This is a genomic window from Arthrobacter sp. UC242_113 (genome assembly GCF_044054585.1).
Classification (GTDB): domain Bacteria; phylum Actinomycetota; class Actinomycetes; order Actinomycetales; family Micrococcaceae; genus Arthrobacter.
Map to the genome: position 1 here is coordinate 2,022,748 of NZ_CP171968.1, position 23,951 is coordinate 2,046,698.

Below are 23,951 nucleotides of genomic sequence, written 5' to 3' on the forward strand. Positions count from 1 at the left end.
ATTCTTTCATTACTCCGCGGTCGGGAAAGCAAGGACGGCGCTGGTGGCGCGTTCCTTCCCGTTGAGGTCAAAATGCGTGGTGACGTCGGTCCAGAGCCCCGTCCGCTTCAGCATCGTCGATATCCAGCCGGCTTGGACTTCGGCGTGTTCCATCACGAAGTAGCCGCCGGGAACCAGGAGCCGCGCCGCGGAGGCGGCGGCCGCCGTCGGCAGTTCCATACCGTCCGCTCCCCCGCCGTAGAGTGCTTCCGGCGGGTCATGAAGCGCCACTTCCGGTTCGTTGGGGATGGCTTCGGCGGGAATGTACGGCGGGTTGGAAACCACGACGTCGAACGTTCCGTTGAGTTCCGGCAGAGCGTTGCGCAGGTCCCCCAGCAGCAGGGTGACCCCCAGCGGCTGGAGATTCTTCGCCGCCCAGGCGTGCGCGAACTCGCTGAACTCCACCGCGAAGACTTCCGCCTCGGGCACCTCGTGCGCGATGGATCCGGCGATGGCCCCGGACCCGGTGCCCAGGTCCACCACCTTGGGGCGGACCACGCCGGCACGTTCCAGTGCACGCAGCCGGTCAATGACCAACTGCACCACGGATTCGGTCTCCGGGCGCGGAATGAACACGCCCGGTCCCACTGCGAGCTGGAGGTAGCGGAAGTGCGCCACGCCGGTGATGTGCTGGAGCGGAATCCTGGTGGCGCGCTCGGCAACGAGTTCGGCGTAGCCGGTCGGGGTCGGGGCATCGCCGAGCATCATGGCGCGCAGCCGGCCCAGGCCCACGCCCAGCAAATGGTCGGCCAGGAGTTCGGCGTCCACCCGGGGGCTGGGCACGCCGGCCTCGGTAAGGAGCTCCGTCGCCTCCCGGACGGCCTCAGCCAGGGACTGGGCGGGCACGGATTGGGCAGGCGAAGTGTGCTCGGACGTCATGGAATCCCGGGGCTCCTAGTCGCCGATGGCGTCCAGCCGCGCCTGCTCGTCCATTTCGATGGCGGACTGGATGACCGGCTCGAGGTCACCGTTCATGACCTGGTCAAGGTTGTAAGCCTTGTAGCCAGTGCGGTGGTCGGCGATCCGGTTTTCCGGGTAGTTGTACGTGCGGATCCGCTCAGACCGGTCCATGGTGCGGATCTGCGATTTCCGCTGAGCGGAGTTCTCGGCGTCGATCTGCTCCTGCTGGTGCGCCAGGATACGGGCACGGAGGACGCGCATGCCGGCTTCGCGGTTCTGCAGCTGGGACTTCTCGTTCTGCATGGCCACGACGATCCCCGTGGGAAGGTGCGTGATGCGTACGGCGGAGTCTGTGGTGTTGACGGACTGGCCGCCAGGACCCGAGGACCGGTACACGTCGATTTTGAGGTCGTTCTGGTTGATCTCGAGCTCTTCGGGCTCATCCACCTCGGGCAGGACCAGGACGCCGGCAGCCGATGTGTGGATGCGGCCCTGCGATTCGGTCACGGGCACCCGCTGCACGCGGTGCACGCCGCCCTCGAACTTGAGCCGCGCATAGACGCCTTCGGCAGGATCGTTGGAGCTGCCCTTGACGGCAACCTGGACGTCCTTGTAGCCGCCGAGGTCCGACTCGGTGGAGGAGATGATCTCGGTTTTCCAGCCACGGGACTCTGCGTAGCGGGTGTACATGCGCAGCAGGTCGCCGGCGAACAGCGCCGCCTCGTCGCCGCCTTCGCCGCCCTTGACCTCGAGGATCACGTTGCGTGCATCGTCCGGGTCCCGGGGAATCAGCAGCCGGGTCAGCCGCGCCGCCGCAGCCTCCAGGGCTTCCTCAAGTTCAGGTACCTCGGCAGCAAAGTCAGGGTCCTCGGCAGCCATCTCCTTGGCAGCCGCGAGGTCATCGTTCAGCGCATGCCACTTGTGGTACGCCTCCACAATGCCGTTCAGCTGTGCAGACCGCCGCCCCAGCTTCCGCGCCAGCTTCTGGTCAGCATAAACCGCCGGATCCCCCAACTGCGCCTGGATGGAATCATGCTCATCCAACAGGCCCTGTACGGACTCAAACATTTCTAAAACCTTTCGTTCTGCACCTATTTTAATCAGGCGCAAAATCGGCGCGCTACGGTGAGCGAGCCCCGTAACTGCCGCGCGGATGTTCCGCCCCGGGAGTGGCATCGGGCCTGTCGAAGCGTTGCAGCTGACGTACGCAGTACGTCAGCTGCAACGCGAAGGGGCGGGGGCGGAACATCCGCGCGGCACTCACCGCACGAACGCACCTGCGCCCGCCCCTAGCTCAGCTACTTGTCGTTATCCGACTTCGCACCAAGCGTCGTCTTCTGAACCTGCATGAGGAACTCGACGTTGCTCTGGGTTTCGCGGATCTTGTTGGTCAGGAGTTCCAGGCTCTGCTGGGTCTCAAGGCCGGAGAGGACGCGGCGCAGCTTCCACATGATCTTGACCTCTTCGGCCGAGAGCAGGTTTTCTTCGCGGCGCGTGCCGGAGGCGTTGACGTCCACGGCGGGGAAGATGCGCTTGTCCGCCAGCTGGCGGGACAGGCGGAGCTCCATGTTGCCGGTGCCCTTGAACTCTTCGAAGATGACCTCGTCCATCTTGGATCCGGTCTCCACGAGGGCCGTGGCCAGGATGGTCAGCGAGCCGCCGTTTTCAATGTTGCGGGCAGCACCGAAGAACCGCTTGGGCGGGTACAGCGCAGCGGAGTCCACACCACCGGACAGGATGCGGCCGGAGGCCGGAGCTGCCAGGTTGTAGGCACGGCCCAGACGGGTCATGGAGTCCAGGAGCACCACGACGTCCATGCCCATTTCCACGAGGCGCTTGGCGCGTTCGATGGAGAGTTCGGCCACGGTGGTGTGGTCGTCGGCGGGACGGTCGAAGGTGGAGGCAATGACCTCACCCTTGACGGTGCGCTGCATGTCCGTGACTTCTTCGGGACGCTCGTCAACCAGCACCATCATGAGGTGGACCTCAGGGTTGTTGGTGGTGATCGCGTTGGCGATGGACTGCAGGATGAGCGTCTTGCCTGCCTTGGGCGGGGAGACGATCAGGCCACGCTGGCCCTTGCCGATCGGGGCGACCAGGTCGATGACGCGGGGGCCGATCTTCTTGGGGTCGGTCTCGAGGCGCAGGCGCTCGGACGGGTACAGCGGGACGAGCTTGGCGAACTCCACGCGGTCCTTGAGGTCCTCGGCGGTCTTGCCGTTCACCGAGGTGACGCGGACCAGCGCGTTGAACTTCTGGCGGGCGGACTGCTGGCCGCGGTCCTCGCCGTCGCGCGGCGCGCGGATGGCGCCAACAACGGCGTCGCCCTTGCGCAGGTTGTACTTCTTGACCTGGGCCAAGGAGACATACACGTCGTTCGGGCCCGGCAGGTAGCCGGACGTACGGATGAACGCGTAGTTTTCGAGGACATCCAGGATGCCGGCCACCGGCAGCAGCACGTCGTCATCGGTGACCTCGACGTCGTCGACGTCGGGTCCCTGGCTGCGTCCCCGGCGGCGGTCGTTGCGGTCACGGAACCGTTCGTTGCGGCTGCCGTCACGGCTGTCCGAACGCTCGTTGCGGTCGTTCCGGTCGCGGCGGTTCCGCCGGTTGCGGCGGCTGCCGCCGTCGTCGTCCGCGTCGCGGTTGTCGTCACGGCGGTTATCGTCTCGGCGGGTGTCATCACGGCGGGTGTCGCGTCCGCCGGCTTCGCCGGCGTCGCGGCCACCGCGGCCTCGGGCATCCCGGCGTTCGCGCTGTCCGGCTTCGCCCTCCGGTGCCTGCTCGCGGGCTTCGGCACCGCGTGCTTCAGCGCCGCGGGCCTCAGTGCGGGGGGCCTCAGCGCCACGTGCTTCAGCACCGCGTGCCTCGGCGGCAGCTTCGGCGGGGGCAGCGGGTGCTTCGGCGGGAGCTGCAGCGGCTGCTTCGCCACGGCGGCGGTTGCGGGTGCGCGGCTGGCGGCGCTCTGCGCCTTCTGCCTCAGCGGAGGCTGCACCTTCGGCCGAAGGTGCAACGGGTGCCTCGGCGGCGGCCGGTGCTTCAGCGGCCGGAGCCTCGGCGGGGGGTTCCGTTGCGGGCGTGGCAACAATTCCGTCGCTCACTGCCCGGCGGCTGCGGCCGCGGCCACGTGCACGGGTTTCCTGGGCCGGAGCCTCGGCTGCCTCAGCGGCCGGGGCTGCTGCGGCGGTTTCGGCAGCCGGGGCTGCTGCAGCGGCCTTTGCGGCGGTCCGTGCCGGCGCCTTGGTGGCGGTGGCGGACGTGCCCGCACGGTGCGCGGAAATAGCCGCCACCAGGTCGCCCTTGCGCATGCGGGATCCGCCGGAGATACCGAGCTGGCTGGCGAGGGCCTGCAGCTGGGCGAGCTTCAGGCCGGCAAGGCCGCTGCTCTTGGCGGGCGCTTCCGTCAACGATCCGGAAGCAGAAGATGATATGTCCACAGCTGGCGACAGCTCAGTGGTTTCGGTCACGAAGGATCCTTCCCCCTCGACGGCGTCCAGACTGTGAGCTGGACGCGATGATTGGATCTGGGCTGCAGTTCAGATCTGCAGCCGCGATGTTCGGCCTTGCCGGTTGGAGTTCGGCCAGCAGGGCCGGATACTGATCACCTTCAAACGCTCCACATAGCTGGCGGGGCGGCGGACTGGCGGTTCAGGGAACAGAAACACATCTGTAGGTTCCTGGCCAGGCCAAGCAGGTGGCACCGAAAAATATCGCGCAAATAAGAGATCGAAGCAGCAGCAGCAGATCGAAGCAGATTCTGACCCGATGGTTGGTTAAGGCCATTTTCGGAGTCGGTGACTGCACGGTCTCTTGGCTGCAGGGCCCTCTCGACTGCAGAGTCGCCGTCTGGCTGCATCAATGAATGCTGTGATGGCTCAGTGAATGCGGTGCTGACTGCGGAGACTGCATGCGGTGTTACCGCCGGTGCACTCCCACTTTAGCACCTTCGACGTCGACCGCCAGCTTCATCACGCGCCAGTTGATGTCCGGCGTGTTTGCCGCGGAAAACGAGGCAATGAATTCCAGAACGGCGGCTGCCTCCGCCTCGCCGTTCGCGAGGACCAGAACCGTGGGTCCGGCTCCGGAGACAACGGCAGCGTGGCCGGCAGCGCGCAGGGCCCGGATAAGGGCCGCACTGGGCCGCATGGCCTCCGCGCGGTAGCTCTGGTGCAGGAAGTCCTCGGTGCCGGCAAGCAGGAATTCAGGCTTCTGCGTCAGGGCATGGATCAGGAGTGCTGCGCGGCCGGAGTTCATCGCGGCCGCGTGATGGCCGATCGACGCAGGCAGCAAAGCGCGCGCGGCCTCAGTGGAGAGCTCGAAGTCCGGCACTGCCACGACGGGGATGACGGCAGCGTCCACGGTGGCGCACGTGCTGCTGTACTGGTCACTGTCCTGCCACGACAGCGCCAGTCCACCGTAGATCGCCGGAGCGACGTTGTCCGGGTGGCCTTCCAACTCGCTGGTCAGCTGCAGGATCCAGTTCCGGTCCTGCTGCTCCCCCGCGGGCAGCAGCGCGTTGGCCGCGGTCACGGCTGCCACGACTGCGGACGCTGACGAGCCCAGGCCACGGCCGTGCGGAGCGACGTTTTCCGCGGTGATCTTCAGGCCCGTGTGGCGGTAGCCCAGCCGCCCGAAGGCGGCATTCATCGCCCGGACCACCAGGTGGCTGGCGTCCCGCGGAAGGGAATCCGCACCTTCACCGCTGAGCTCAAAGACCAGCTCGTCGCTGTCCAGGCTCTCCACGGTGAGGGTGTCGTGCAGCGTGAGTGCCAGCCCGAGGCTGTCATAGCCGGGACCGAGGTTGGCGCTGGTGGCCGGAACCCGGACCGTCACCTGCTGCCCGGCCTGGATGGCGGGCAGCTGGGCGGTCTGCGGCAGCATGGTTTCCACTGTTATTTGACTTCCAGTCCCAGTTCTGCGGCGACGGTCACGACGTCGTTGGACACCTTGACAGGCTGGACATCGCTGCCGTCCTCGGTCCTGAGGGCCCACTGCGGGTCCTTGAGGCCGTGTCCGGTGACAGTGATGGCGATGGTCTTGCCGGCGGGCACCTCACCGGCTGCGTGCTTCTTGAGCAGGCCCGCGACGCCGGCAGCCGAGCCGGGCTCCACGAAGACGCCTTCACGGGAAGACAGCCAGCGGTGGGCGGCCAGGATTTCCTCGTCAGTGACGGAATCGATGAATCCGCCGGACTCGTCACGGGCCGCAATGGCCCCGTCCCAGGAGGCGGGGTTGCCGATCCGGATGGCGGTGGCGATGGTGTCCGGTTCTGTGATGGGGTGGCCGGCCACGAACGGCGCGGCGCCTGCGGCCTGGAAGCCCCACATGGCGGGCGTCTTGGTGGCAACGGGAGCGAGCGTTCCCGCAGTTTCGGACTCGAACGGCGCGGAGTACTCCTTGTAGCCCTTCCAGTAGGCCGTGATGTTTCCGGCGTTGCCGACCGGGAGCACATGGATGTCCGGGGCGTCGCCCAGGGCATCGACGATCTCGAAGGCGCCGGTCTTCTGGCCCTGGATGCGGGCCGGGTTCACGGAGTTAACCAGGAATACCGGGTAGGACTCGCCCAGCTTGCGGGCGATGTCGAGGCAGTTGTCGAAGTTGCCGTCAACCTGCAGGAGCGTGGCGCCGTGCGCGATGGCCTGGCTCAGCTTGCCCATGGAGATCTTGCCCTCGGGCACCAGCACGGCACACGTCAGGCCGGCTGCGGTGGCGTAAGCGGCAGCGGAAGCGGACGTGTTGCCGGTGGAGGCGCACACCACGGCCTTGGCCCCGGCCTCAACGGCCGCAGTCATGGCCATGGTCATGCCGCGGTCCTTGAAGGAACCGGTGGGGTTCATGCCCTCGACCTTGAGGTAGACCTCAGAGCCCGTCAGCTCGGACAGCTTCTGGGCATAAACCAAGGGCGTGCCGCCCTCGCCGAGGGTGATGACCCTGGTGGCCGCCGTGACGGGCAGACGGTCAGCGTATTCGCGGATGACACCGCGCCATTGGTGAGCCGATTAAGCTCCTTCTACCCGCAGTACGGATGTAACGGAATTGATCACATCGAGGGCCTTCACGGCTTCGACGGTTGCTGCCAGTGCAGCTTCGCTTGCGCGGTGGGTGACGATCCGCAGCTCGGCCGATTCCACGTTGGAGTCGGCATCGCGGTGAATGGTCTGGCGCATGATTTCGATGGAGACGCCGTGCTCGGCGAACAGCTGGGCGATCTTTGCCAGCACGCCGGGCTGGTCCGCAACGTCCAGGCCGATGTAGTAGCTGGTGGTGGCGGCATCGATCGGCAGCGCCGGGACGTGGCCGGTGGTGGACTCGATGCGTCCGGGGCCGCCCAGGACGATCCGGCGGGCCGCCGAGACGAGGTCGCCCAGCACGGCAGACGCCGTCGGGGTTCCGCCGGCACCCTGGCCGTAGAACATCAGTTCGCCGGCGTTCTCCGCCTCGACGAACACAGCGTTGAATGCACCGCGGACGGCTGCCAGCGGGTGTTCGCGCGGCAGGAGCGTCGGGTGGACGCGCACGGAGACGCCCTCGCTGCCGGCTGTTTCCGTGCCAGTGGCGGTGATTTTCTCGGCGATGGCCAGCAGCTTGATGACAAAGCCCGCTTCCTTGGCGGCGGCGATGTCGGCGGCGCTGACGCGGGTGATGCCCTCGCAGTAGACGTGCTCCAGGTCGAAGCGGGTGTGGAAGGACAGGGACGCCAGGATGGCGGCCTTGGCCGCGGCGTCGTGCCCCTCGACGTCGGCCGTCGGGTCAGCTTCGGCGTAGCCGAGCCGCTGGGCCTCGGCGAGTGCGTCCGCGAACTGCGCGCCGGTGGAGTCCATCTGGTCAAGGATGAAGTTGGTGGTGCCGTTGACGATGCCGAGCACGCGGGTGATGCGGTCACCGGAGAGGCTGTCGCGGATGGGGCGCAGGATGGGGATGGCACCTGCCACGGCGGCTTCGTAGGACAGCTCGACGCCGGCCTTGTCCGCCTCTTCGTACAGTGCCGGACCGTCGGCGGCCAGCAGGGCCTTGTTGCCCGTGACCACGCTGGCGCCGTTCTGGATGGCGGAGAGGATCAACGAGCGGGCGGGTTCGATGCCGCCCATCAGCTCGATGACGAGGTCGGCCTCCTTGACCAGCGTTTCACCGTCGGTGGTGAAGAGGTCCCGCGGGAGGTCCACGTCACGCTCGGCGTCGAGGTTCCGTACCGCGATGCCGGCCAGTTCCAGGCGGGCGCCGGTGCGCGGCGCCAGGGTGCCGGCGTCGTCAATCAGAATCCGCGCCACCTGAGCCCCGACGTTGCCACAGCCCAGCAGGGCCACTTTCAGGGTTCGCAATTCGGTCATTCAGGCTCCCATGTCGCGGTTCAGCAGATCTTCTTCGGTTTCCCCGCGGACAATCAGCCGGGGAGATCCGTCGCGCACAGCGACAACGCCCGGCCGGGCCAGATAGTTGTAGTTGCTTGACAGGGCCCAGCAGTAGGCGCCGGTCCCCGGTACAGCGAGCAGATCACCGGCTGCCACGTCCTCGGGCAGATATACATCTCTAACAACTATGTCGCCGCTCTCGCAATGTTTGCCCACTACGCGGGACAGCTGTGGGGCCGCTGCGGAGGTCCGCGACGCGAGAATGGCCGAATAATCCGCGTCGTACAGCACCGGACGGGCGTTGTCGCTCATGCCGCCGTCCACTGACACATAGCGGCGCGGGTGCGTAACGTTTTTAGCAGTATTTTCACCTGCTGCGCCGTCGGCATCGGCCGGGGCGTCCACGCGGACGGTTTTCAGCGTGCCCACCTCGTACAGCGTGAAGGTGCTGCTGCCCACGATCGCGCGGCCGGGCTCGATGGAAATCCGCGGTGCTGTGATGCCCAGTTCGGAGCACTTGGAACGTACGACGGCGGCCATCGCCTGCGCGATGTCGGCTGCCGGGCGGGGGGTGTCCACGGGCGTGTAGGCGATGCCGTAGCCGCCGCCGAGGTCAAGCTCGGGAAGGGTGATGGAATATTTGTCCTGCACGGCGGCCAGGAAGGTCAGCAGCTTCTGCGCGGCCAGCGCAAAGCCGTCCGGCTCGAAGATCTGCGACCCGATGTGGCAGTGCAGGCCCAGCAGCTCCACGCTGGCGTAGGACGTTGCGGCGGCGACGGCCTCCTCGGCGGCGGACAGGCCTGCTTCGTCGGTCGTATCCTCCGCCATGGAGAGGCCGAATTTCTGGTCCTCGTGGGCGGTGGCGATGAACTCGTGGGTGTGGGCGTGCACGCCGGGCGTCAGCCGCAGCATGACCTTGGCGGTCGCCCCCCGGCCGGAGGCGATCTTGGCCACGCGCTCCAGCTCGTCCAGGCTGTCCACCACGATGCGGCCGAGGTTCATGTCCAGCGCCCGGTTGATCTCGGCGTCGGACTTGTTATTGCCGTGCAGCGACAGGTTTGCACCGTCGATGCCGGCCCGGGCGGCAACCGCAAGCTCGCCGCCGGAACACGTGTCCAGCCGCAGCCCTTCCTCTGCCACCCAGGTTGCCACAGCGATGCTAAGGAACGACTTGCCGGCGTAGTAGACGTCCACTCCCCCGCAAATGTCGGCAAAGGCTTCGTCGAACGCATCCTTGAAGGCACGGGCGCGGGCGCGGAAATCCGATTCGCTCATGACGAACAGCGGTGTGCCGTACTGCTCCTTGAGGGCGCTGACCGGGATGCCGTCAATGGCAAGTTCCCCGCCGGCGTTCCGTTCCACGCCGCCGGCCCACACGGGGGTGTGGAGGGCGTTGAGGTCCGCGGGGACGGCCAGCCACTCCGGAGCCAGCGGCGAGGCTGTTTTGTTGGACGCTGCGCTGGTGGTCTCCTGCACGTCGATCACATCCGTTCCGGCGCCGAAACGCCCAGCAGTTCGAGTCCGTTGGCCAGCACCTGGCTGGTGGCGTCATTGAGCCACAGCCTGGTGCGGTTGGTGTCCGTGACGGGTTCGTCGCCCATCGGCGCCACCCGGCAGGCGTCATACCAACGGTGGTAGGCGCCGGCGATGACCTCGAGATGGCGGGCCACGCGGTGCGGCTCGCGCAGCTCGGCTGCCTTGGCCACGATGGAGGGGTAGCTGCCCAGGTAGGACAGCAGTTCGTTCTCCGTGGCGTGGTCCAGCAGGGAGGCGTCGAAGGCGCTCCGGTCCACGCCGGCAGCCACGGCGTTGCGCGCGGTGCCGCGGGAGCGGGCGTGCGCGTACTGCACGTAGAAGACGGGGTTCTCGTTGGAGTGCTTCTTGAGCAGCTCGGGGTCCAGCGTGAGCGGGGAGTCGGCCGGGAAGCGCGCCAGCGAGTAGCGGACCGCGTCCGTTCCCAGCCAGGAGATCAGGTCCTTGAGCTCAATGATGTTGCCGGCGCGCTTGGAGAGCTTGGCGCCGTTGACGGACACCAGCTGGCCGATCAGGACCTCGATGTTGACCTCGGGATCGTCGCCGGCCGCGGCCGCGATGGCCTTGAGCCGGTTGATGTAGCCGTGGTGGTCGGCTCCCAGGAGATAGATCTTTTCCGTGTAGCCGCGGTCCTTTTTGGACAGGTAGTACGCGGCATCGGCGGCGAAGTAGGTCGGTTCGCCGTTCGCACGGATCATGACGCGGTCCTTGTCATCGCCGAAATCGGTGGTGCGGAGCCAGACGGCACCGCCGTCGTCGAACACGTGGCCCTGCTCGCGAAGGCGGGCAACGGCACTTTCGATCGCGCCGGCGTCGTGAAGTTCCTGCTCGGAGAAGAACACGTCGAAGGCGACGCCAAAGTCGGCCAGGGTGTCCTTGATGTCCTTGAGCTGCGCCTCGTAGGCCGCGGCCCGGATCACGGGCAGCGCCGCAGCATCCGTCAGTTCGCGGATGTCCGGGTGCCGGGTCAGGACATCGTGGCCCAGGTCGCGGATGTATTCGCCCGGGTAGCCGCCCTCAGGCACGTCGCGGCCATGCAGGCGTGACAGCACCGAGTTGGCGAAGACATTCATCTGGGAGCCGGCGTCGTTGATGTAGTACTCGGCGGTGACGTCGGCACCCGAGGCGCGAAGCACCCTGGCGATCGAGTCGCCCAGGGCAGCCCAGCGTGTGTGGCCGATGTGCAGCGGCCCGGTGGGGTTGGCGGAGACAAACTCCATGTTGACGGTGTGGCCGGCAAGCGCGGCGTTGGTGCCGTACTCGCTGCCCGCTTCCACGATGGCCTTGGCCAGCGCTCCGGCGGCGGCAGCATCAACCGTGATGTTAAGGACCCCGGACCGGCGATTTCCACACCGTCTACGCCGTTGATGCCCTTAAGCCGCGCGCTGAGCAGCGTGGCGAATTCGCGCGGGTTCGTTCCGGCCTTCTTTGCCAGCTGCAGGGCGATGTTGGTGGCCCAGTCACCGTGCTCCCGGTTCTTCGGACGCTCCACCAGGACGGAGTCCGGTATCGCCGCCTCAGCAAGGGCGATGTCGCCGGCGGCAACGGCGTCTTTCAGGCAGGCGGATATAGCGAGGGAGAGTTCTTCGGGAGTCACACTCCTAGACTACCGGGGAGCCCGTCGTGGCGCGGAATCCGGCAGGGGCCCTGGATGGCCCCTCGGCGTCACAGCAAATAGTAGGGAAATTCACAGGAAAACCGCTTAGCCTTTACTGACCGGCGAAATTGTTGAAACATCAACAGCGAACCACAACGCTGTCCCTAAAGTGCCCGCACCACGAAAAGAGACCCCGTGAAGCCTTCAATCCGCAAGACTGTTGTCGCCGGCATGGCCGGCCTGTCCCTCGCCGGAACGGTGGCCGGCTGCGCGCCTTCGGCCCAGCAGCCTGCCGCGCAGAACACCGAACCCCCGGCGACGTCCGGTTCTGCGTCGGCAACCGCTTCGGCAGGCGCCGCAGCCGGTTACAAGGACGGCACCTACAGTGCGGACGGCAACTACAAGTCCCCCAACGGCACTGAGACCGTGGGCGTTCAGCTCACGCTGGCCGGCGGCACCGTGTCCGCGGTGGAGATCACCGAGCACCCGTCCAACCCCAACACCCGGAAGTTCCAGGGCGAGTTCGCCGGCGGCATCGCCGACCAGGTGGTGGGAAAGCGCCTGGATGAGATCAAGGTCTCCAAGGTGGCCGGCTCCTCCCTGACCAGCGGCGGCTTCAACCAGGCGGTCGAGGCGATCAAGGCACAGGCCCTGTAGGCGGTTGCCATGCCGCATCCGGGCTGGCAGAGCTTCCGTTTTGACGGCATCGGCACCAGCTGGGAAGTCTCCACTCCTGGCCCGTTGTCCCCTGGGCTGCGCAGCTCAGTGCTGGCGGAAGTGGAGCGCTACGACTCCACGTGGTCCAGGTTCCGGGAGGACTCGCTGGTGGCCGGGATGTCAGTAACGCCGGGGCAGTACCAGCTGCCGCCAGAAGCCGCGGGCCTGGCTGCGCTCTACCGGCAGCTCTACACGCTCAGCGGCGGCGCCATGACACCCCTCATCGGTGAAAGCCTTGAGCGGCTGGGCTACGATCCGCACTATTCGCTGCAGCCCCGCGGGGAAGCTGCGGCTCCCCCAGCCTGGGACGCCGTCCTGACATGGCATGGAACGTCGCTGCGCACCACTGCCCCGGTGGTGCTGGATATTGGCGCGGCGGGCAAAGGCCAGCTCGTGGATCTTCTGGCCGACCAGCTCAGGATCCACGGTGTTACCGACTTCTTCATTGACGCCGGCGGGGACCTGCTGAACGGCAGCACGGAAGACGGCGGGCAGGAGCCGGTGCAGGTGGCGCTGGAGCATCCGTATGACGCCACCAAGGCGATAGGAACTGTGCCGCTGGGAGCCGGCGCGCTCTGCGCTTCGGCGTCGAACCGGCGGGCTTGGGGAGACGGGCTCCATCATGTCCTGGACGGCACAACAGGGGCGCCGGTCAGGACGGTAGTGGCCACGTGGGCCCGGGCGGACACTGCCATGGAGGCTGACGCCCTCGCCACCGCCCTGTTCCTGGTTCCGGCCGAGGACCTGGAACGGCATTTCCGTTTTTCCTGGCTCAAGGTATTTTCCAACGGCAGCGCGGAGTACTCCGCGGAATTCGAAGGAAGGCTGTTCACATGAGTTCAACCACCTCCCGGCAGCAGGCCTCACCCGGCACCGCCCTGGACGCGTACCTGGGCCGGTTCACGATGTACAGGCTGGTGCTGCTGGTGCTTGCCGTGCTGGCTGCCTACAGCCTCCTGCTGGACGCCCTCGGCTGGCTGACCTTCGGTATTCCGAACATGCTCGCCCACCTGGCCCTCTGCCTGGGACTGACGTACGTTTCCAACCGCGCCCTGGCCGTGCTGTTCAAAGTTCAGCCGCATTCGGAATCCTCGCTGATTACGGGCCTGCTGCTCTACTTCCTGTTCTGGCCCACTCAGCTCGGCCCGGCCTTTGCGCCGATCGACCTGGCCGGGGTGGCACTGGCCTGCGTCCTGGCGTCTGCCTCCAAGTACGCCCTCGCCTGGCGCGGCCGCCATGTGTTCAACCCCGCGGCCGCCGGGGCCTTCATCACCGGGCTTACCGGGCTCAACATCGCCACGTGGTGGGCCGGCACACCTGCCATGCTCTGGCTTCTGGTCCCGGGCGTCCTGCTGGTGCTCTACCGGACCCGTAAAACGCTCATGGCCGCAGTCTTTGTCCTGGTGGCAACGGGCGTCGTGGCCGCGGTGCAAATGCCTTCCGGCGTCGGCCTGGGAAGTGCCGTGTGGCAGACCCTGGCGCAGGGCCCCGTGCTGTTTTTTGCCGGCTTCATGCTCACCGAGCCGCTCACCCTGCCGCCCCGGCGCTGGCAGCAGCTGGCGATGGCCGCCGTCGTCGGAATCCTGCTGGCCATGCCCTTCAACCTCGGCTTCCTGGCCAACTCCCCCGAGCTGGCACTGCTGGTGGGCAACCTGCTGGCGTTCCTGGCCGGCCAGCGCGGAAGCGTCCGGCTGCTGTTCAGCCACTCCCGCACGCTTACGCCGACGACGACGGAATTCGTCTTCCGCCCCCAGCGCCCGCTCCGCCACTCATCCGGCCAGTACCTCGAACTGGATCTTCCGCACGCCAAGCCGGACGGACGGGGAAGGCGCCGCGTCTTCAGCCTGACCAGCCCGCCCGACGCGAAGCATGTGAAGATCGGCGTCGGCACTGCTGACCCCGTCTCCGCTGCCAAGCGCAAGCTGTTGTCCCTCAAACCCGGCGAGGAGCTGACGGCCACCACCGTGGCGGGTGACTTCGTCCTGCCGAAGGGTTCGGACCCCGTGCTGCTCATTGCCGCCGGCATCGGCATCACGCCGTATCTGGCACACTTGTCCGGCGGGGTGGCCCGCGAGCGCGACACCGTGCTTCTCTACCTCGCCCGAAGCGCATTGGAACTTGCCTACGCGGCCGAACTGGAGGATTGCGGCGCCCGCGTCGTGGCCCGACTGGCCGACGGATCGACGCCGCCGGACTTCATCGAGGACGCCGGTGCGCTGCTTGCCCCGGGATCGCGGCTTGACGGTCACGCACTGCAACGGCTGGTGCCGGACATCGGCCAGCGAAGGGTTTTCATCTCAGGGTCACCGGCCAGCGTGGGCTCGCTGCGGCGGGCAGCGCGGCACGCCGGCGCACGCCGTATCCACGTGGATTCATTCGCGGGATACTGATGGAGGGCACGGAAACGGATTCGTTTTCCGTTCCGGCCCACCTTCCTGCTAAGCTCTAGGACGTCCGGCCGGGAACGGCAGGATCCCTGGATGCCCTCGTAGCTCAGGGGATAGAGCGTCTGCCTCCGGAGCAGAAGGCCGTAGGTTCGAATCCTATCGAGGGCACAGAAGAAACCCCCGCCGCTTACTGAAAGCGGACGGGGGGTTTTCTGTGTCTCCAGTGTGCCTGACGCAGAATGTCAGAGGCCCTTCGTAGTGTGAGTGGCATGGTCTGTTCAATCGTTCCGCCGTACATCCTGCGCCGCCTGGCTGCCCAAAGGTCACCCCGGTTCTCGGCCGTTGCCCGCGCCGCCAAGGAAGCCCTCCTCCACGTCGGGGCCGTGCACGCGGGCCGCACGGCGGCGCCGTCCGCCCCCGCCGGCATCAGGCAACTGGAGCCCGCCCCGGTCAACAGGTCCGTCTTTGACGCGAAGTCCGGCGAGTCGCTGCCCGGGCAGGTTGTCAGGAAAGAGGGGGACGCCGCTACGGGTGACCCCGCCGTCGACGAGGCCTACGACGGCCTGGGCCACACGCACGTCCTCTATGCGGACGCCTTCGGGCGGAACTCCATCGACGGCCTGGGAATGCCGCTCAACGCCACTGTCCACTTCGGCCGGATGTACGACAACGCGTTTTGGGACGGCCAGCAAATGGTGTTCGGAGACGGCGACGGCGAGATCTTCGAGCGGTTCACGAGGTCGCTCAGCGTGATTGGCCACGAGCTGGCCCACGGTGTGACGCAGTTTTCGGCCGGGCTCGCCTACCGCAACCAGGCCGGGGCCATCAACGAGTCCGTGTCAGACGTCTTCGGCGCACTCGTGGAGCAGTATTTCCGGAAGCAGACCACAGCCGAAGCCTCCTGGCTGATTGGCGAAGGGCTGTTCACGCAGCAGGTTGAAGGGTCCGCCCTGCGCTCTATGAAGGCACCGGGAACCGCGTACGACGACGACGTCCTCGGCAAGGACCCGCAGCCGGACTCCATGGACTCCTACGTCCGGACGAGGGCGGACAACGGCGGCGTCCACATCAACTCCGGCATCCCGAACCGGGCGTTCTGCGTCGTCGCCCAGACCCTGGGCGGGAACGCCTGGGAAGCGCCGGGCCAGATCTGGTACGAGACCCTGACAGGCGGCTCGCTGAGCCCGACCAGCACCTTCACAGCCTTCGCCAAAGCCACCGCGGCAACGGCGAAGGAACTGTTCGGCGAGGAGTCGGCAGAGCATGACGCCGTGCGCGGGGCGTGGGAGACTGTGAAGGTAAAGCTCTAACCGGCGCCGGGACTGTGACTTTCCGCTTCCCGGCCGCCGCGGAAACCCGGGAACCTCGCCATGAAAATCACAGTCGAGCGCAGCGGCGGGATAGCCGCACTCACCCGCGTCTGGACGGTGCTGGCCGTCACGACCAGTGACAAGAGCCGCTGGCAGCCGCTCGTCGAAGCGTGCCCATGGGACGCCGTCGACGACCCCCGCCAGGCGTCGGACGGGCAGCCGGACCGTTTCATGTACTCCATCCGCGCCGGCCAGCGCCGGGCCACCCTGCCGGAGACGGCAGTCACCGGTCCCTGGCGGGTGCTGGTGGAGTCCGCCCGGGCAGCAGCCGAAGAATCAGCCTAACCGGCCGGAGCCATCTGGCCGCGGAAGGCCCGGCGGTAGGACTGCGGACTCGTGTCCAGCACCTTGGCGAAATGGTGCCGGAGCAGGACCGGGTGGCCGAACCCTGACTGCCGCGCCACCTCGTCGATGTTCAGTTCCGTGGACTCCAGCAGCTCCTGGGCGCGCAGGACACGCTGGGAATTGAGCCACGCAGCCGGGGTGGCTCCTGTTTCAGCCCGGAACCGCCGGGCAAAGGTGCGCGGCGACATGTGCACGCGGTCGGCCAGCTCTTGGACAGGATGCTCCTCGTCCAGGTTCGCAACCATCCACCTGAGGAGTTCCTCCATGGGCTGCGAGCCGCACTCGGGCATGGGCCGGTCGATGAACTGGGCCTGGCCACCGTCGCGGTGCGGCGGAACCACCATGTCCCTGGCGATGGCTGCCGCCACGGCAGCACCGAATTCGATCCTCACCAGGTGCAGGCAGGCGTCGATGCCCGCCGCCGTACCGGCGCTGGAGATAATCCGTCCGTCCTGGACATAGAGGACGTTCTCGTCGACCAGGACTTTGGGATACTGGGCGGCCAGCTCTTCCGAGTAATGCCAGTGCGTGGTGCACCGGCGTCCGTCCAGGATCCCGGCCCGCGCCAGCGCAAACGCGCCGGAACAGATCGACATCACCCAGGCACCCCGGCTGTGCGCCGCCCGGAGGGCATCGAGGACGGATTCCGGCACATCTTCTTCCCGGCCGTAGGGCGCCATGATCACCAGGCCGGCATCGGCGGCGGCCTCCAGTCCGAGGCCGACGTTCATGGTGAGGCCGGACTTCAGCGGAACTTCGCCGGGCACCGGAGTGCACACGCGGAAGTCGAACTGCGGCACGCCTGTTCCCCGGTCCGAACGATCGATGCCAAACACCTCAAAGGCGGTACCGAACTCGAAGATCGAGAAGTTGGGAACCGCAATGATTGCCACTGTTTTCAGCATGTTTCCAGTATGGCAGAAATTTGTACTTTTTAGGCATTTCTGCCACTTCTTTCGGGGCTTCCGTGGGAGAACCATGGACACATGGAAATCTTCGGAATCGCCCTTCTTGTCCTGGTCCTCATTGCAGCAGCCGCCACGGTCGGCGCCATTCTGCGGGACGGGCGCGGTCACACCCCTCCCGAACACTCGGTCCGGGACTGGTCCGCACTGGACCTGCCCAGCAGCAACTACACGATGCGCATCTTCTAGCGGCGGATGACCCCGGTTACTATCCGTCCACATCCGCCCTCCACCCGAAAAACCGCCCACCCAGAACCCCAATCCCCACCAACACCAAGGACCCGGCGCACGCCGGGTCCTTTTACGCGGCAGTAGACTTGTGGGAGCCATGACTTTTCACATCTCCTACCCCGCCGAGCTGCCGGTTTCCGAGCGCCGCGAGGACCTGATGGCCGCGATTGCCGCCAACCAGGTGACAATCATTGCCGGCGAGACCGGCTCCGGAAAGACCACCCAGATTCCCAAGATGTGCTTGGAGCTGGGTCTGGGTGACAACGGCCTGATCGGCCACACCCAGCCGCGGCGCCTCGCAGCCCGCACGGTGGCCGAGCGCATCGCCTCGGAGCTCGGCGTCGACATCGGCCAGGAGGTGGGCTTCCAGGTCCGCTTCACGGGCGAGGTGAGCAAATCCACCAAGGTCAAACTGATGACCGATGGCATCCTGCTGGCCGAAATCCAGCGCGACAAGCTGCTCCGCAAGTACAACGCGATCATCATCGATGAGGCGCACGAACGCAGCCTGAACATCGACTTCATCCTCGGCTACCTCAAGCGGATCCTGCCGCAGCGGCCGGACCTGAAGGTGATCATCACCTCCGCCACCATCGATCCCGAACGCTTCGCGAAGCACTTCGGCTCGGATGAGGAACCGGCACCTATCGTTGAGGTGTCCGGACGGACGTTCCCCGTCGAGATCCGCTACCGGCCGCTCTCCCAGCCGGCGGGCGGCCCGTCCACCGGCGACGACGAGGACAACTCCTCCGACGACGAGCTCGAGGAAGACCGGGACCCGCTGGACGCGGTGTGCGACGCCGTCGACGAGCTCGCCCTGGAAGCGCCGGGCGACATCCTCATCTTCTTCTCCGGCGAGCGGGAGATCCGGGACGCCGCGGACGCCCTGCAGGCCAGGATCCAGACCAACCGGCGGCTGGCCGGAACCGAGGTCCTGCCGCTGTTCGCGCGGCTGAGCCTCCAGGAACAGCACCGGGTGTTCAACCCGGGCAGCAAGCGGAGGATCGTGCTGGCCACCAACGTGGCCGAGACCTCCCTCACCGTACCCGGCATCAAGTACGTCATCGACACGGGCACCGCGCGCATCTCGCGCTATTCGCACCGCACCAAGGTGCAGCGGCTGCCCATCGAACGGGTTTCCCAGGCGTCGGCCAACCAGCGTTCGGGGCGCTGTGGCCGCGTGTCCGACGGCATCGCCATCCGGCTCTACTCCGAGGAGGACTTCGAGTCCCGGCCGCTCTACACCGATCCGGAAATCCTGCGCACCAACCTGGCCGCGGTCATCCTGCAGATGACTGCCATGGGTGTCGCCCGCGGGCCCAAGGACATCGAAAACTTCCCGTTCGTCGAACCGCCGGACTCGCGCGCCATTAACGACGGCGTGACCCTCCTTCGGGAGCTCGGCGCCTTGAGTGCGCCGCAGGCAGCCGCGGGCTCTCCGCAAACGGCAATTGCGGAGGGCAGGAATGCCGGCCGCAACGGCGGCGGCGGGCTGACCGCCGTCGGACATAAGCTTGCCCAGCTCCCGGTGGATCCCAGGCTCGGACGCATGATTGTGGAGGCCGGCCAGCGCGGCTGCGTCCGCGAAGTCATGATCCTGGCAGCGGCGCTCACCATCCAGGACCCCCGCGAGAGGCCAACGGACAAGCAGCAGCTGGCTGCGGAGAAGCACGCCCGTTTCCGCGACGATAATTCCGACTTCACCGGCTACCTGAACCTCTGGAACTACATCCACGAGAAACAGCAGGAGCTGTCCTCCACCCAGTTCCGCCGCCTCTGCCGGAACGAATTCATCAACTACCTGCGCGTGCGCGAATGGCAGGACCTGTTCACGCAGCTCCGGCAGCTGGCCCGGCCGCTGGGCATCAGCCTGGACAACAAGCGCCAGGCCGATGCCGTGGGCAACCACGAGGGCATCCACATCAGCCTTCTCTCCGGCCTGCTTAGCCACATCGGGATCCTCGACGAACGCAAGCGGGAATATGCCGGCGCCCGCGGAACACGCTTTGCCATCTTCCCCGGCTCGGCGCTGTTCAAGAAGTCGCCCACATTTGTCATGGCTGCCGAACTCGTGGAAACCAGCAGGCTGTGGGCACGGGTGGCCTCCAAGTTCGAGCCGGTGTGGGCCGAGCAGGTGGCACCGCACCTGATCAAGCGCAGCTACAGCGAACCCCACTGGTCCACCAAGATGGGCGCCGTGATGGCGTATGAAAAGGTCACCCTCTACGGCGTGCCCATCATCGCCCAGCGCCGGATCAACTTCGGCAAGGTCGATCCCGTCCTGGCCCGCGAGCTGTTCATCAGGCATGCGCTGGTCCAGGGCGAATGGAAGACGCACCACAAGTTCTTCCACCGCAACCGGGCCCTGCTGCACGAAGTGGAGGAACTCGAAGCGCGGATGCGCCGCCGGGACCTCCTGGTGGACGACGAAACGCTCTTCGAGTTCTACGACGCGGGCGTGGGCAAGGACGTCGTCTCGGAACGGCACTTCGACAAGTGGTGGAAGGACGCCCGGCAGCAGAATCCGGCGCTTCTGGACTTCGACGAGGCACTGCTTCTGAGCGAGGACGCCGAAGCGCTGGACGAATCCGCGTACCCGAAGACGTGGCTGCACAAGGGGTTCGAACTGCCCCTGAGCTATGAATTCCATCCCGTGGCGCCCGGCTCGACGCCCAACCCGTCCGACGGCGTTACGGCAGAAGTGCCGGTTCTCTTCCTGAACCAGCTCGACGACGCACCCTTCCGCTGGCTGATCCCCCGGCCAGCGCGTGGAACTTGTCACCGCGCTGATCAAATCGCTGCCGAAGCAGGTCCGCAAGAGCTTCGTACCGGCTCCGGATGTCGCCCGGCAGGCGGTGGCGGCGCTGGAAGCCGACTTCGATCCGGCCGAGGACGAGCTGGAGAGTTCACTGGAGCTCGTCCTGCGCCGCTTGAAGGGCCAGATCATCCCGCCCGGGTCCTGGAACTGGGACGCGGTTCCGCCGCACCTGCGGGTGAGCTTTAAGGTGGTGGACAGCCGCGGCAAGGTGCTGGACGAGGGCAAGGACCTGGAAGCGCTCCAGGAGCGGCTGGCGCCGGCCACCCGCCGGGCCATCGCGGAGTCCCTGGGCGCCACTCCGGCCACCGCCGGCCCGCGGTCGTCGAACCCGCAGTCGGCGAAGAAGGGCCAGCAGCAGGGGGCGCCGCAGGACGCGCGGGCACAGGACGGCCGTCCGCAGGCGCACACCGGGTTCACGGAACAGTCCGGCCTGACCGAGTGGCGGTTCGGCGCCATTCAGCGGGAAGCCAGCGTTACCGTCAAGGGCCATACCGTCACTGGATTTCCCGCGCTGGTGGACGAAGGAAAGTCCGTTGGCCTGCGCGTCTTCCAAACAGCCTCGGAGCAGCAGGAAGCCATGCGCGGCGGTGTCATCCGGCTCCTCGCCCTGCGCGTGCCCGCGCCTGACCGCTATGTCCTGGAGCACCTGAACAACACCGAGAAGTTGACGTTCAGCCAGAACCCGCACGGGTCCGTCTCGGCCCTGATCGCAGACTGCGTACTGGCGGCGGTGGACAAGCTGACCCCGGCAGAACTCCCATGGGACCAAGCAGCGTTCGATGCCCTGTTTGAGCATGTCCGGGCGGAACTGATCGACACCGTCTTCAGTGTTACGGCGGTGGTGGAGCGCATCCTCGCGAGCACGCGCCGGATCCAAAAGCAGCTCAAGGGCACCACGAGCCTGGCGCTCATCAGCGCGCTCAACGACGTCCGCAGCCAGCTTGAACAGCTGGTCTTTCCCGGCTTCGTAGCCCGCACGGGCTACGCCCAGCTGAGCCAGCTCCCCCGCTACCTCGCCGCCATCGAAAAACGCCTGGAGAAGCTGCCCGGAAACGTGCAGCGCGATGCCCTCAACATGGCGGCGGTCCAGCAGCTGGAGGATGATTACGACGACGTCGTGTCGGCTTTATTGCCCGGCCGCCGGGCAGGTGCAGAGCTGACGCAGGTGCGCTGGATGATCGAGGAGCTGCGGGTGAGCCTGTTCGCCGTCGAACTCGGCACAGCCTATTCCGTGTCCGAGAAGCGGATCCGGACGGCACTGAACAAGGTGCTCGCGGCGTAGCGTCAGCGGGCTAATTTAACGTTCGACGGCGCTGCTGCCGCGGCATCGGCTTTCGGCTCGCCACGGCACCCAACTAGGTAGCATTTCAGGGCGTTTTCAGGGCTGGGAACGCCCTGAGCTGCTACCTGGTTTTGGTTCTCCGGCGCGTCCGGAAAACTTTTTTGATTGCGGCCTCATTTGTCACCCGGTCGGCCCTTTATTGTCGGTCCCCTTTGGCAGACTGCGTTCATGGAAGGCGTCGGGAATTCAGCAGTGACAGCAGCGGCGCCGCGCGTCGTTCTGCAGGCTGCTGCGTTCCCTGATGCTGATGCCGATTTCCCGTTCCATGAGTTCGCGGACGACGGCCTTCCGCACGACGACGACCTCGACGCCCGTATCCGGCATCGTTTCCGGAGGACCCGTTTCCAGAAGCTCTGTTTGCCGACGTGTTGTCCACCGACGGCGCTGCCTCCAACACCGTTACGATGCGGCCCGTTTGAAGGACCGGATCGCGGCGGCAACTGCCCTGCTGAAGGCCGACCTCACTGCCGACCATGCCGGGCTGATCGACCAGTTCCGCGCCTCCGAGGACGTAAAGGGCATGCTGGCCGGGCAACAGGCGAGGCTTTCCGTGAGTGGACGGTGTCCCTCCGCCCGGCACCGACTGCATGACGTATTTCACGGCGCTGCTGCCCGTCCAGCAGGGTGTCTCGGTCCTCGCGGCGCTGACCCGGCAGGCCGACTCCCTCCGAGCCGGCGGGGATCCGCACCCGGGCCGGTGTGGCGTCTGGCTTAAGCCTCCGGCACGAACTCCCCGTAGCCGGCGTCGCGCAGGCCTGCACGCAGCTTCTCCGCGTTCGCGTCCAGCCGCACCGGATCGGGGTTATGCTCGGCGGTGGCGAAGTTGTATTCCGCCATGCTGTTGGAAGGCCACACGTGCACGTGCATGTGGTTGATCTCGTAACCGGCCACGATGAGTCCTGCCCGGGCTGCCCCGAACGTGTCCACCTGCACCGCACCGATGCGCCGGGCCACTTCCATGACCTTGGCGAGGGTCTCCGGCGAGGCGTCCGTCCAGCGGTCCACTTCCTCGGTCGGCACAACCAGGGTATGCCCGTCCGCAAGCGGACCCATGGTGAGGAACGCGGAGACGTCCGGTTCCCGCCAGACAAACCGGCCAGGGATCTCCCCGTTGAGAATCTTGGTGAACAACGTGCTCATGCGTCAGCCCTTTCCGACGGTTCCTGCAGTGTGGATGCATCCAGGACAAAACGGTACTTCACATCACCTGCGACCATCCGGTCATAGGCGTCGTTGAGTTGCTCGGCACCGACCAGTTCGATGTCCGAGACGACTCCGTGCTCGGCGCAGAAGTCGAGCATCTCCTGTGTCTCCGCGATGCCCCCGATCAGGGAACCGCCGTAGGAGATCCGCCGCCTGATCAGTGCCCCGGGATTGACAGGCGGCATGGCTTCGGAGGGCAGGCCGAGCTGGAACAGGGCCCCGTCCCGGCGCAGGGTCCGGAAGAACGGGTTGAGGTCGTGCGGCGCTGCCACCGTATCAATGATGACGTCGATGCTCCGGTTCTCAGCGGCCATCGCTTCCTCATCCCGGGAAAGCACTACTGCGTCAGCGCCGAGTTCCAGCGCCGCCAACACCTTGGAGTTAGAGGTAGTGAAGACCTTGACCTCGGCCCCCATCGCTTTTGCCAGCTTGACGGCCATATGCCCAAGGCCGCCCAGGCCAACGACGCCGACCACATGGCCTTCCCGGACACCGAAGCGGCGCAGCGGCGAGAACGTGGTGATGCCCGCACAGAGCAGCGGGGCGGCGGCCGCGGGATCCAGGTTTTCCGGCACCCGCAGGACGTACCGGCGGTCCACTACCACGGACGTGGCGTAGCCGCCCTGCGTCACGGCGTCACCGTTCCTGGCATCCTTAGCCCCGTAGGTCCCGGTCATGCCGCGTTCGCAGTACTGCTCCAGCCCTTCGAGGCAGCTCTCGCATTCCCTGCAGGAATCCACCATGCAGCCCACGCCAACGCGGTCTCCTGGTTGGAAGTCCTTTACGTTAGAACCGACGCGGCTGACCCTGCCCACAATCTCGTGGCCCGGCACGAGCGGGTAGTTCTGGGAGCCCCACTCCCCCCGGGTGGCGTGAACGTCCGAGTGGCAGAGGCCGCAGAACTCGATGGCAATCTCGACGTCGTCGGCTTTGGGTGCCCGGCGGGCAATTGTCAGCTCGACCAGCCCGCTTGTGGCGGATGAAGCGCCGCGGGCGGCGGCAAGGCGACCGTCGAGGGGTCCGACGGCGGTCCCGTCCAGTTCGATTCGCAGGATCAGCGGCGGGGGCACGGGGCGTCCAGGAGTCATAGGGCGACGCTACCGCGGCACCCCGGTGAGTTCCAATTGCCCGTGCACTCCGTACCTGGCCCACCGC

General features: G+C 66.6%; 17 protein-coding genes, 1 tRNA gene and 2 pseudogenes. 8 read left to right on the plus strand and 12 right to left on the minus strand.

Annotation, left to right across the window (positions count from 1 at the left end):
* Positions 1–9: 9 nt before the first annotated feature.
* From prmC to argS, 8 genes and pseudogenes are all read right to left on the minus strand, one after another.
* Positions 10–918, minus strand: a complete 909-nt coding sequence (gene prmC, locus ACHMXB_RS09120) for a peptide chain release factor N(5)-glutamine methyltransferase (RefSeq protein WP_395404609.1) — start codon at positions 916–918, stop codon at positions 10–12.
* 15 nt (positions 919–933) lie between these two features.
* Positions 934–2,007: a peptide chain release factor 1 gene (prfA, locus tag ACHMXB_RS09125; RefSeq protein WP_395404611.1), complete on the minus strand. Its 1,074-nt coding sequence runs from the start codon at positions 2,005–2,007 to the stop codon at positions 934–936.
* 230 nt (positions 2,008–2,237) lie between these two features.
* Entirely contained in the window at positions 2,238–4,406 is a 2,169-nt protein-coding gene (gene rho, locus ACHMXB_RS09130) for a transcription termination factor Rho (RefSeq protein WP_395404613.1), read from the minus strand.
* A gap of 448 nt (positions 4,407–4,854) precedes the next feature.
* A complete protein-coding gene (gene thrB / locus ACHMXB_RS09135; protein WP_395404615.1) occupies positions 4,855–5,820 on the minus strand; it encodes a homoserine kinase in 966 nt (321 codons plus the stop codon).
* 11 nt (positions 5,821–5,831) lie between these two features.
* Entirely contained in the window at positions 5,832–6,914 is a 1,083-nt protein-coding gene (thrC, locus tag ACHMXB_RS09140) for a threonine synthase (protein ID WP_395405209.1), read from the minus strand.
* A 24-nt stretch (positions 6,915–6,938) separates the two neighbouring features.
* A complete protein-coding gene (locus tag ACHMXB_RS09145) occupies positions 6,939–8,267 on the minus strand; it encodes a homoserine dehydrogenase (protein WP_395404617.1) in 1,329 nt (442 codons plus the stop codon).
* Positions 8,268–9,773, minus strand: coding sequence for a diaminopimelate decarboxylase (gene lysA / locus ACHMXB_RS09150; RefSeq protein WP_395404619.1), 1,506 nt, complete (start codon positions 9,771–9,773; stop codon positions 8,268–8,270).
* Positions 9,770–11,418: pseudogene (argS, locus tag ACHMXB_RS09155) on the minus strand (arginine--tRNA ligase). The gene lysA and the pseudogene argS overlap by 4 nt, the downstream one beginning before the upstream one ends.
* A gap of 195 nt (positions 11,419–11,613) precedes the next feature.
* On the opposite strand from argS, the gene ACHMXB_RS09160 reads away from it, so the two are divergent.
* From ACHMXB_RS09160 to ACHMXB_RS09185, 6 genes are all read left to right on the plus strand, one after another.
* Positions 11,614–12,075: a hypothetical protein gene (locus ACHMXB_RS09160; protein ID WP_395404621.1), complete on the plus strand. Its 462-nt coding sequence runs from the start codon at positions 11,614–11,616 to the stop codon at positions 12,073–12,075.
* A gap of 9 nt (positions 12,076–12,084) precedes the next feature.
* Positions 12,085–12,972, plus strand: a complete 888-nt coding sequence (locus tag ACHMXB_RS09165) for an FAD:protein FMN transferase (protein ID WP_395404623.1) — start codon at positions 12,085–12,087, stop codon at positions 12,970–12,972.
* Entirely contained in the window at positions 12,969–14,525 is a 1,557-nt protein-coding gene (locus tag ACHMXB_RS09170; protein ID WP_395404625.1) for a ferredoxin--NADP reductase, read from the plus strand. The genes ACHMXB_RS09165 and ACHMXB_RS09170 overlap by 4 nt, the downstream gene beginning before the upstream one ends.
* A gap of 92 nt (positions 14,526–14,617) precedes the next feature.
* Positions 14,618–14,690, plus strand: a tRNA-Arg gene (locus ACHMXB_RS09175).
* Between the two features lie 101 nt (positions 14,691–14,791).
* Complete coding sequence (locus ACHMXB_RS09180) at positions 14,792–15,832, plus strand: M4 family metallopeptidase (protein ID WP_395404627.1); 1,041 nt, start codon at positions 14,792–14,794, stop codon at positions 15,830–15,832.
* A gap of 60 nt (positions 15,833–15,892) precedes the next feature.
* The gene (locus ACHMXB_RS09185) at positions 15,893–16,177 is read left to right on the plus strand and encodes a protealysin inhibitor emfourin (RefSeq protein ID WP_395404629.1); all 285 of its coding nucleotides are present in this window, start codon (positions 15,893–15,895) and stop codon (positions 16,175–16,177) included.
* Here ACHMXB_RS09185 and ACHMXB_RS09190 read toward each other — a convergent pair.
* On the minus strand, positions 16,174–17,142 hold the full coding sequence (locus tag ACHMXB_RS09190; protein WP_395404631.1) for a GlxA family transcriptional regulator: 969 nt from the start codon (positions 17,140–17,142) through the stop codon (positions 16,174–16,176). The two genes, ACHMXB_RS09185 and ACHMXB_RS09190, sit on opposite strands and share 4 nt — an antisense overlap.
* A gap of 81 nt (positions 17,143–17,223) precedes the next feature.
* On the opposite strand from ACHMXB_RS09190, the gene ACHMXB_RS09195 reads away from it, so the two are divergent.
* Entirely contained in the window at positions 17,224–17,391 is a 168-nt protein-coding gene (locus ACHMXB_RS09195; RefSeq protein WP_190243222.1) for a hypothetical protein, read from the plus strand.
* A gap of 139 nt (positions 17,392–17,530) precedes the next feature.
* Positions 17,531–21,533 (plus strand): annotated as a pseudogene (gene hrpA, locus ACHMXB_RS09200) (ATP-dependent RNA helicase HrpA).
* 246 nt (positions 21,534–21,779) lie between these two features.
* On the opposite strand, the gene ACHMXB_RS09205 reads toward hrpA, so the two are convergent.
* The 3 genes from ACHMXB_RS09205 to ACHMXB_RS09215 form a co-directional block, all read right to left on the minus strand.
* The gene (locus tag ACHMXB_RS09205; RefSeq protein ID WP_395404633.1) at positions 21,780–21,917 is read right to left on the minus strand and encodes a hypothetical protein; all 138 of its coding nucleotides are present in this window, start codon (positions 21,915–21,917) and stop codon (positions 21,780–21,782) included.
* Between the two features lie 387 nt (positions 21,918–22,304).
* Positions 22,305–22,733 carry an HIT family protein gene (locus ACHMXB_RS09210; protein WP_395404635.1) on the minus strand — a complete coding sequence of 143 codons (429 nt, stop codon included), beginning with the start codon at positions 22,731–22,733 and terminating at the stop codon, positions 22,305–22,307.
* Positions 22,730–23,884, minus strand: coding sequence for an NAD(P)-dependent alcohol dehydrogenase (locus tag ACHMXB_RS09215; protein WP_395404637.1), 1,155 nt, complete (start codon positions 23,882–23,884; stop codon positions 22,730–22,732). Before ACHMXB_RS09215 ends, ACHMXB_RS09210 begins: the two co-directional genes overlap by 4 nt.
* Positions 23,885–23,951 lie beyond the last annotated feature (67 nt).

Coding starts and splice junctions, on each gene's coding strand:
- ACHMXB_RS09205 (WP_395404633.1), bottom strand. CDS start 21,917: ATGCCGGATACGGGCGTCGAGGTCGTCGTCGTGCGGAAGGCCGTCGTC.
- prfA (WP_395404611.1), bottom strand. CDS start 2,007: ATGTTTGAGTCCGTACAGGGCCTGTTGGATGAGCATGATTCCATCCAG.
- ACHMXB_RS09190 (WP_395404631.1), bottom strand. CDS start 17,142: ATGCTGAAAACAGTGGCAATCATTGCGGTTCCCAACTTCTCGATCTTC.
- ACHMXB_RS09165 (WP_395404623.1), top strand. CDS start 12,085: ATGCCGCATCCGGGCTGGCAGAGCTTCCGTTTTGACGGCATCGGCACC.
- ACHMXB_RS09210 (WP_395404635.1), bottom strand. CDS start 22,733: ATGAGCACGTTGTTCACCAAGATTCTCAACGGGGAGATCCCTGGCCGG.
- thrB (WP_395404615.1), bottom strand. CDS start 5,820: ATGCTGCCGCAGACCGCCCAGCTGCCCGCCATCCAGGCCGGGCAGCAG.
- ACHMXB_RS09195 (WP_190243222.1), top strand. CDS start 17,224: ATGGAAATCTTCGGAATCGCCCTTCTTGTCCTGGTCCTCATTGCAGCA.
- ACHMXB_RS09215 (WP_395404637.1), bottom strand. CDS start 23,884: ATGACTCCTGGACGCCCCGTGCCCCCGCCGCTGATCCTGCGAATCGAA.
- ACHMXB_RS09145 (WP_395404617.1), bottom strand. CDS start 8,267: ATGACCGAATTGCGAACCCTGAAAGTGGCCCTGCTGGGCTGTGGCAAC.
- ACHMXB_RS09170 (WP_395404625.1), top strand. CDS start 12,969: ATGAGTTCAACCACCTCCCGGCAGCAGGCCTCACCCGGCACCGCCCTG.
- prmC (WP_395404609.1), bottom strand. CDS start 918: ATGACGTCCGAGCACACTTCGCCTGCCCAATCCGTGCCCGCCCAGTCC.
- ACHMXB_RS09180 (WP_395404627.1), top strand. CDS start 14,792: ATGGTCTGTTCAATCGTTCCGCCGTACATCCTGCGCCGCCTGGCTGCC.
- ACHMXB_RS09185 (WP_395404629.1), top strand. CDS start 15,893: ATGAAAATCACAGTCGAGCGCAGCGGCGGGATAGCCGCACTCACCCGC.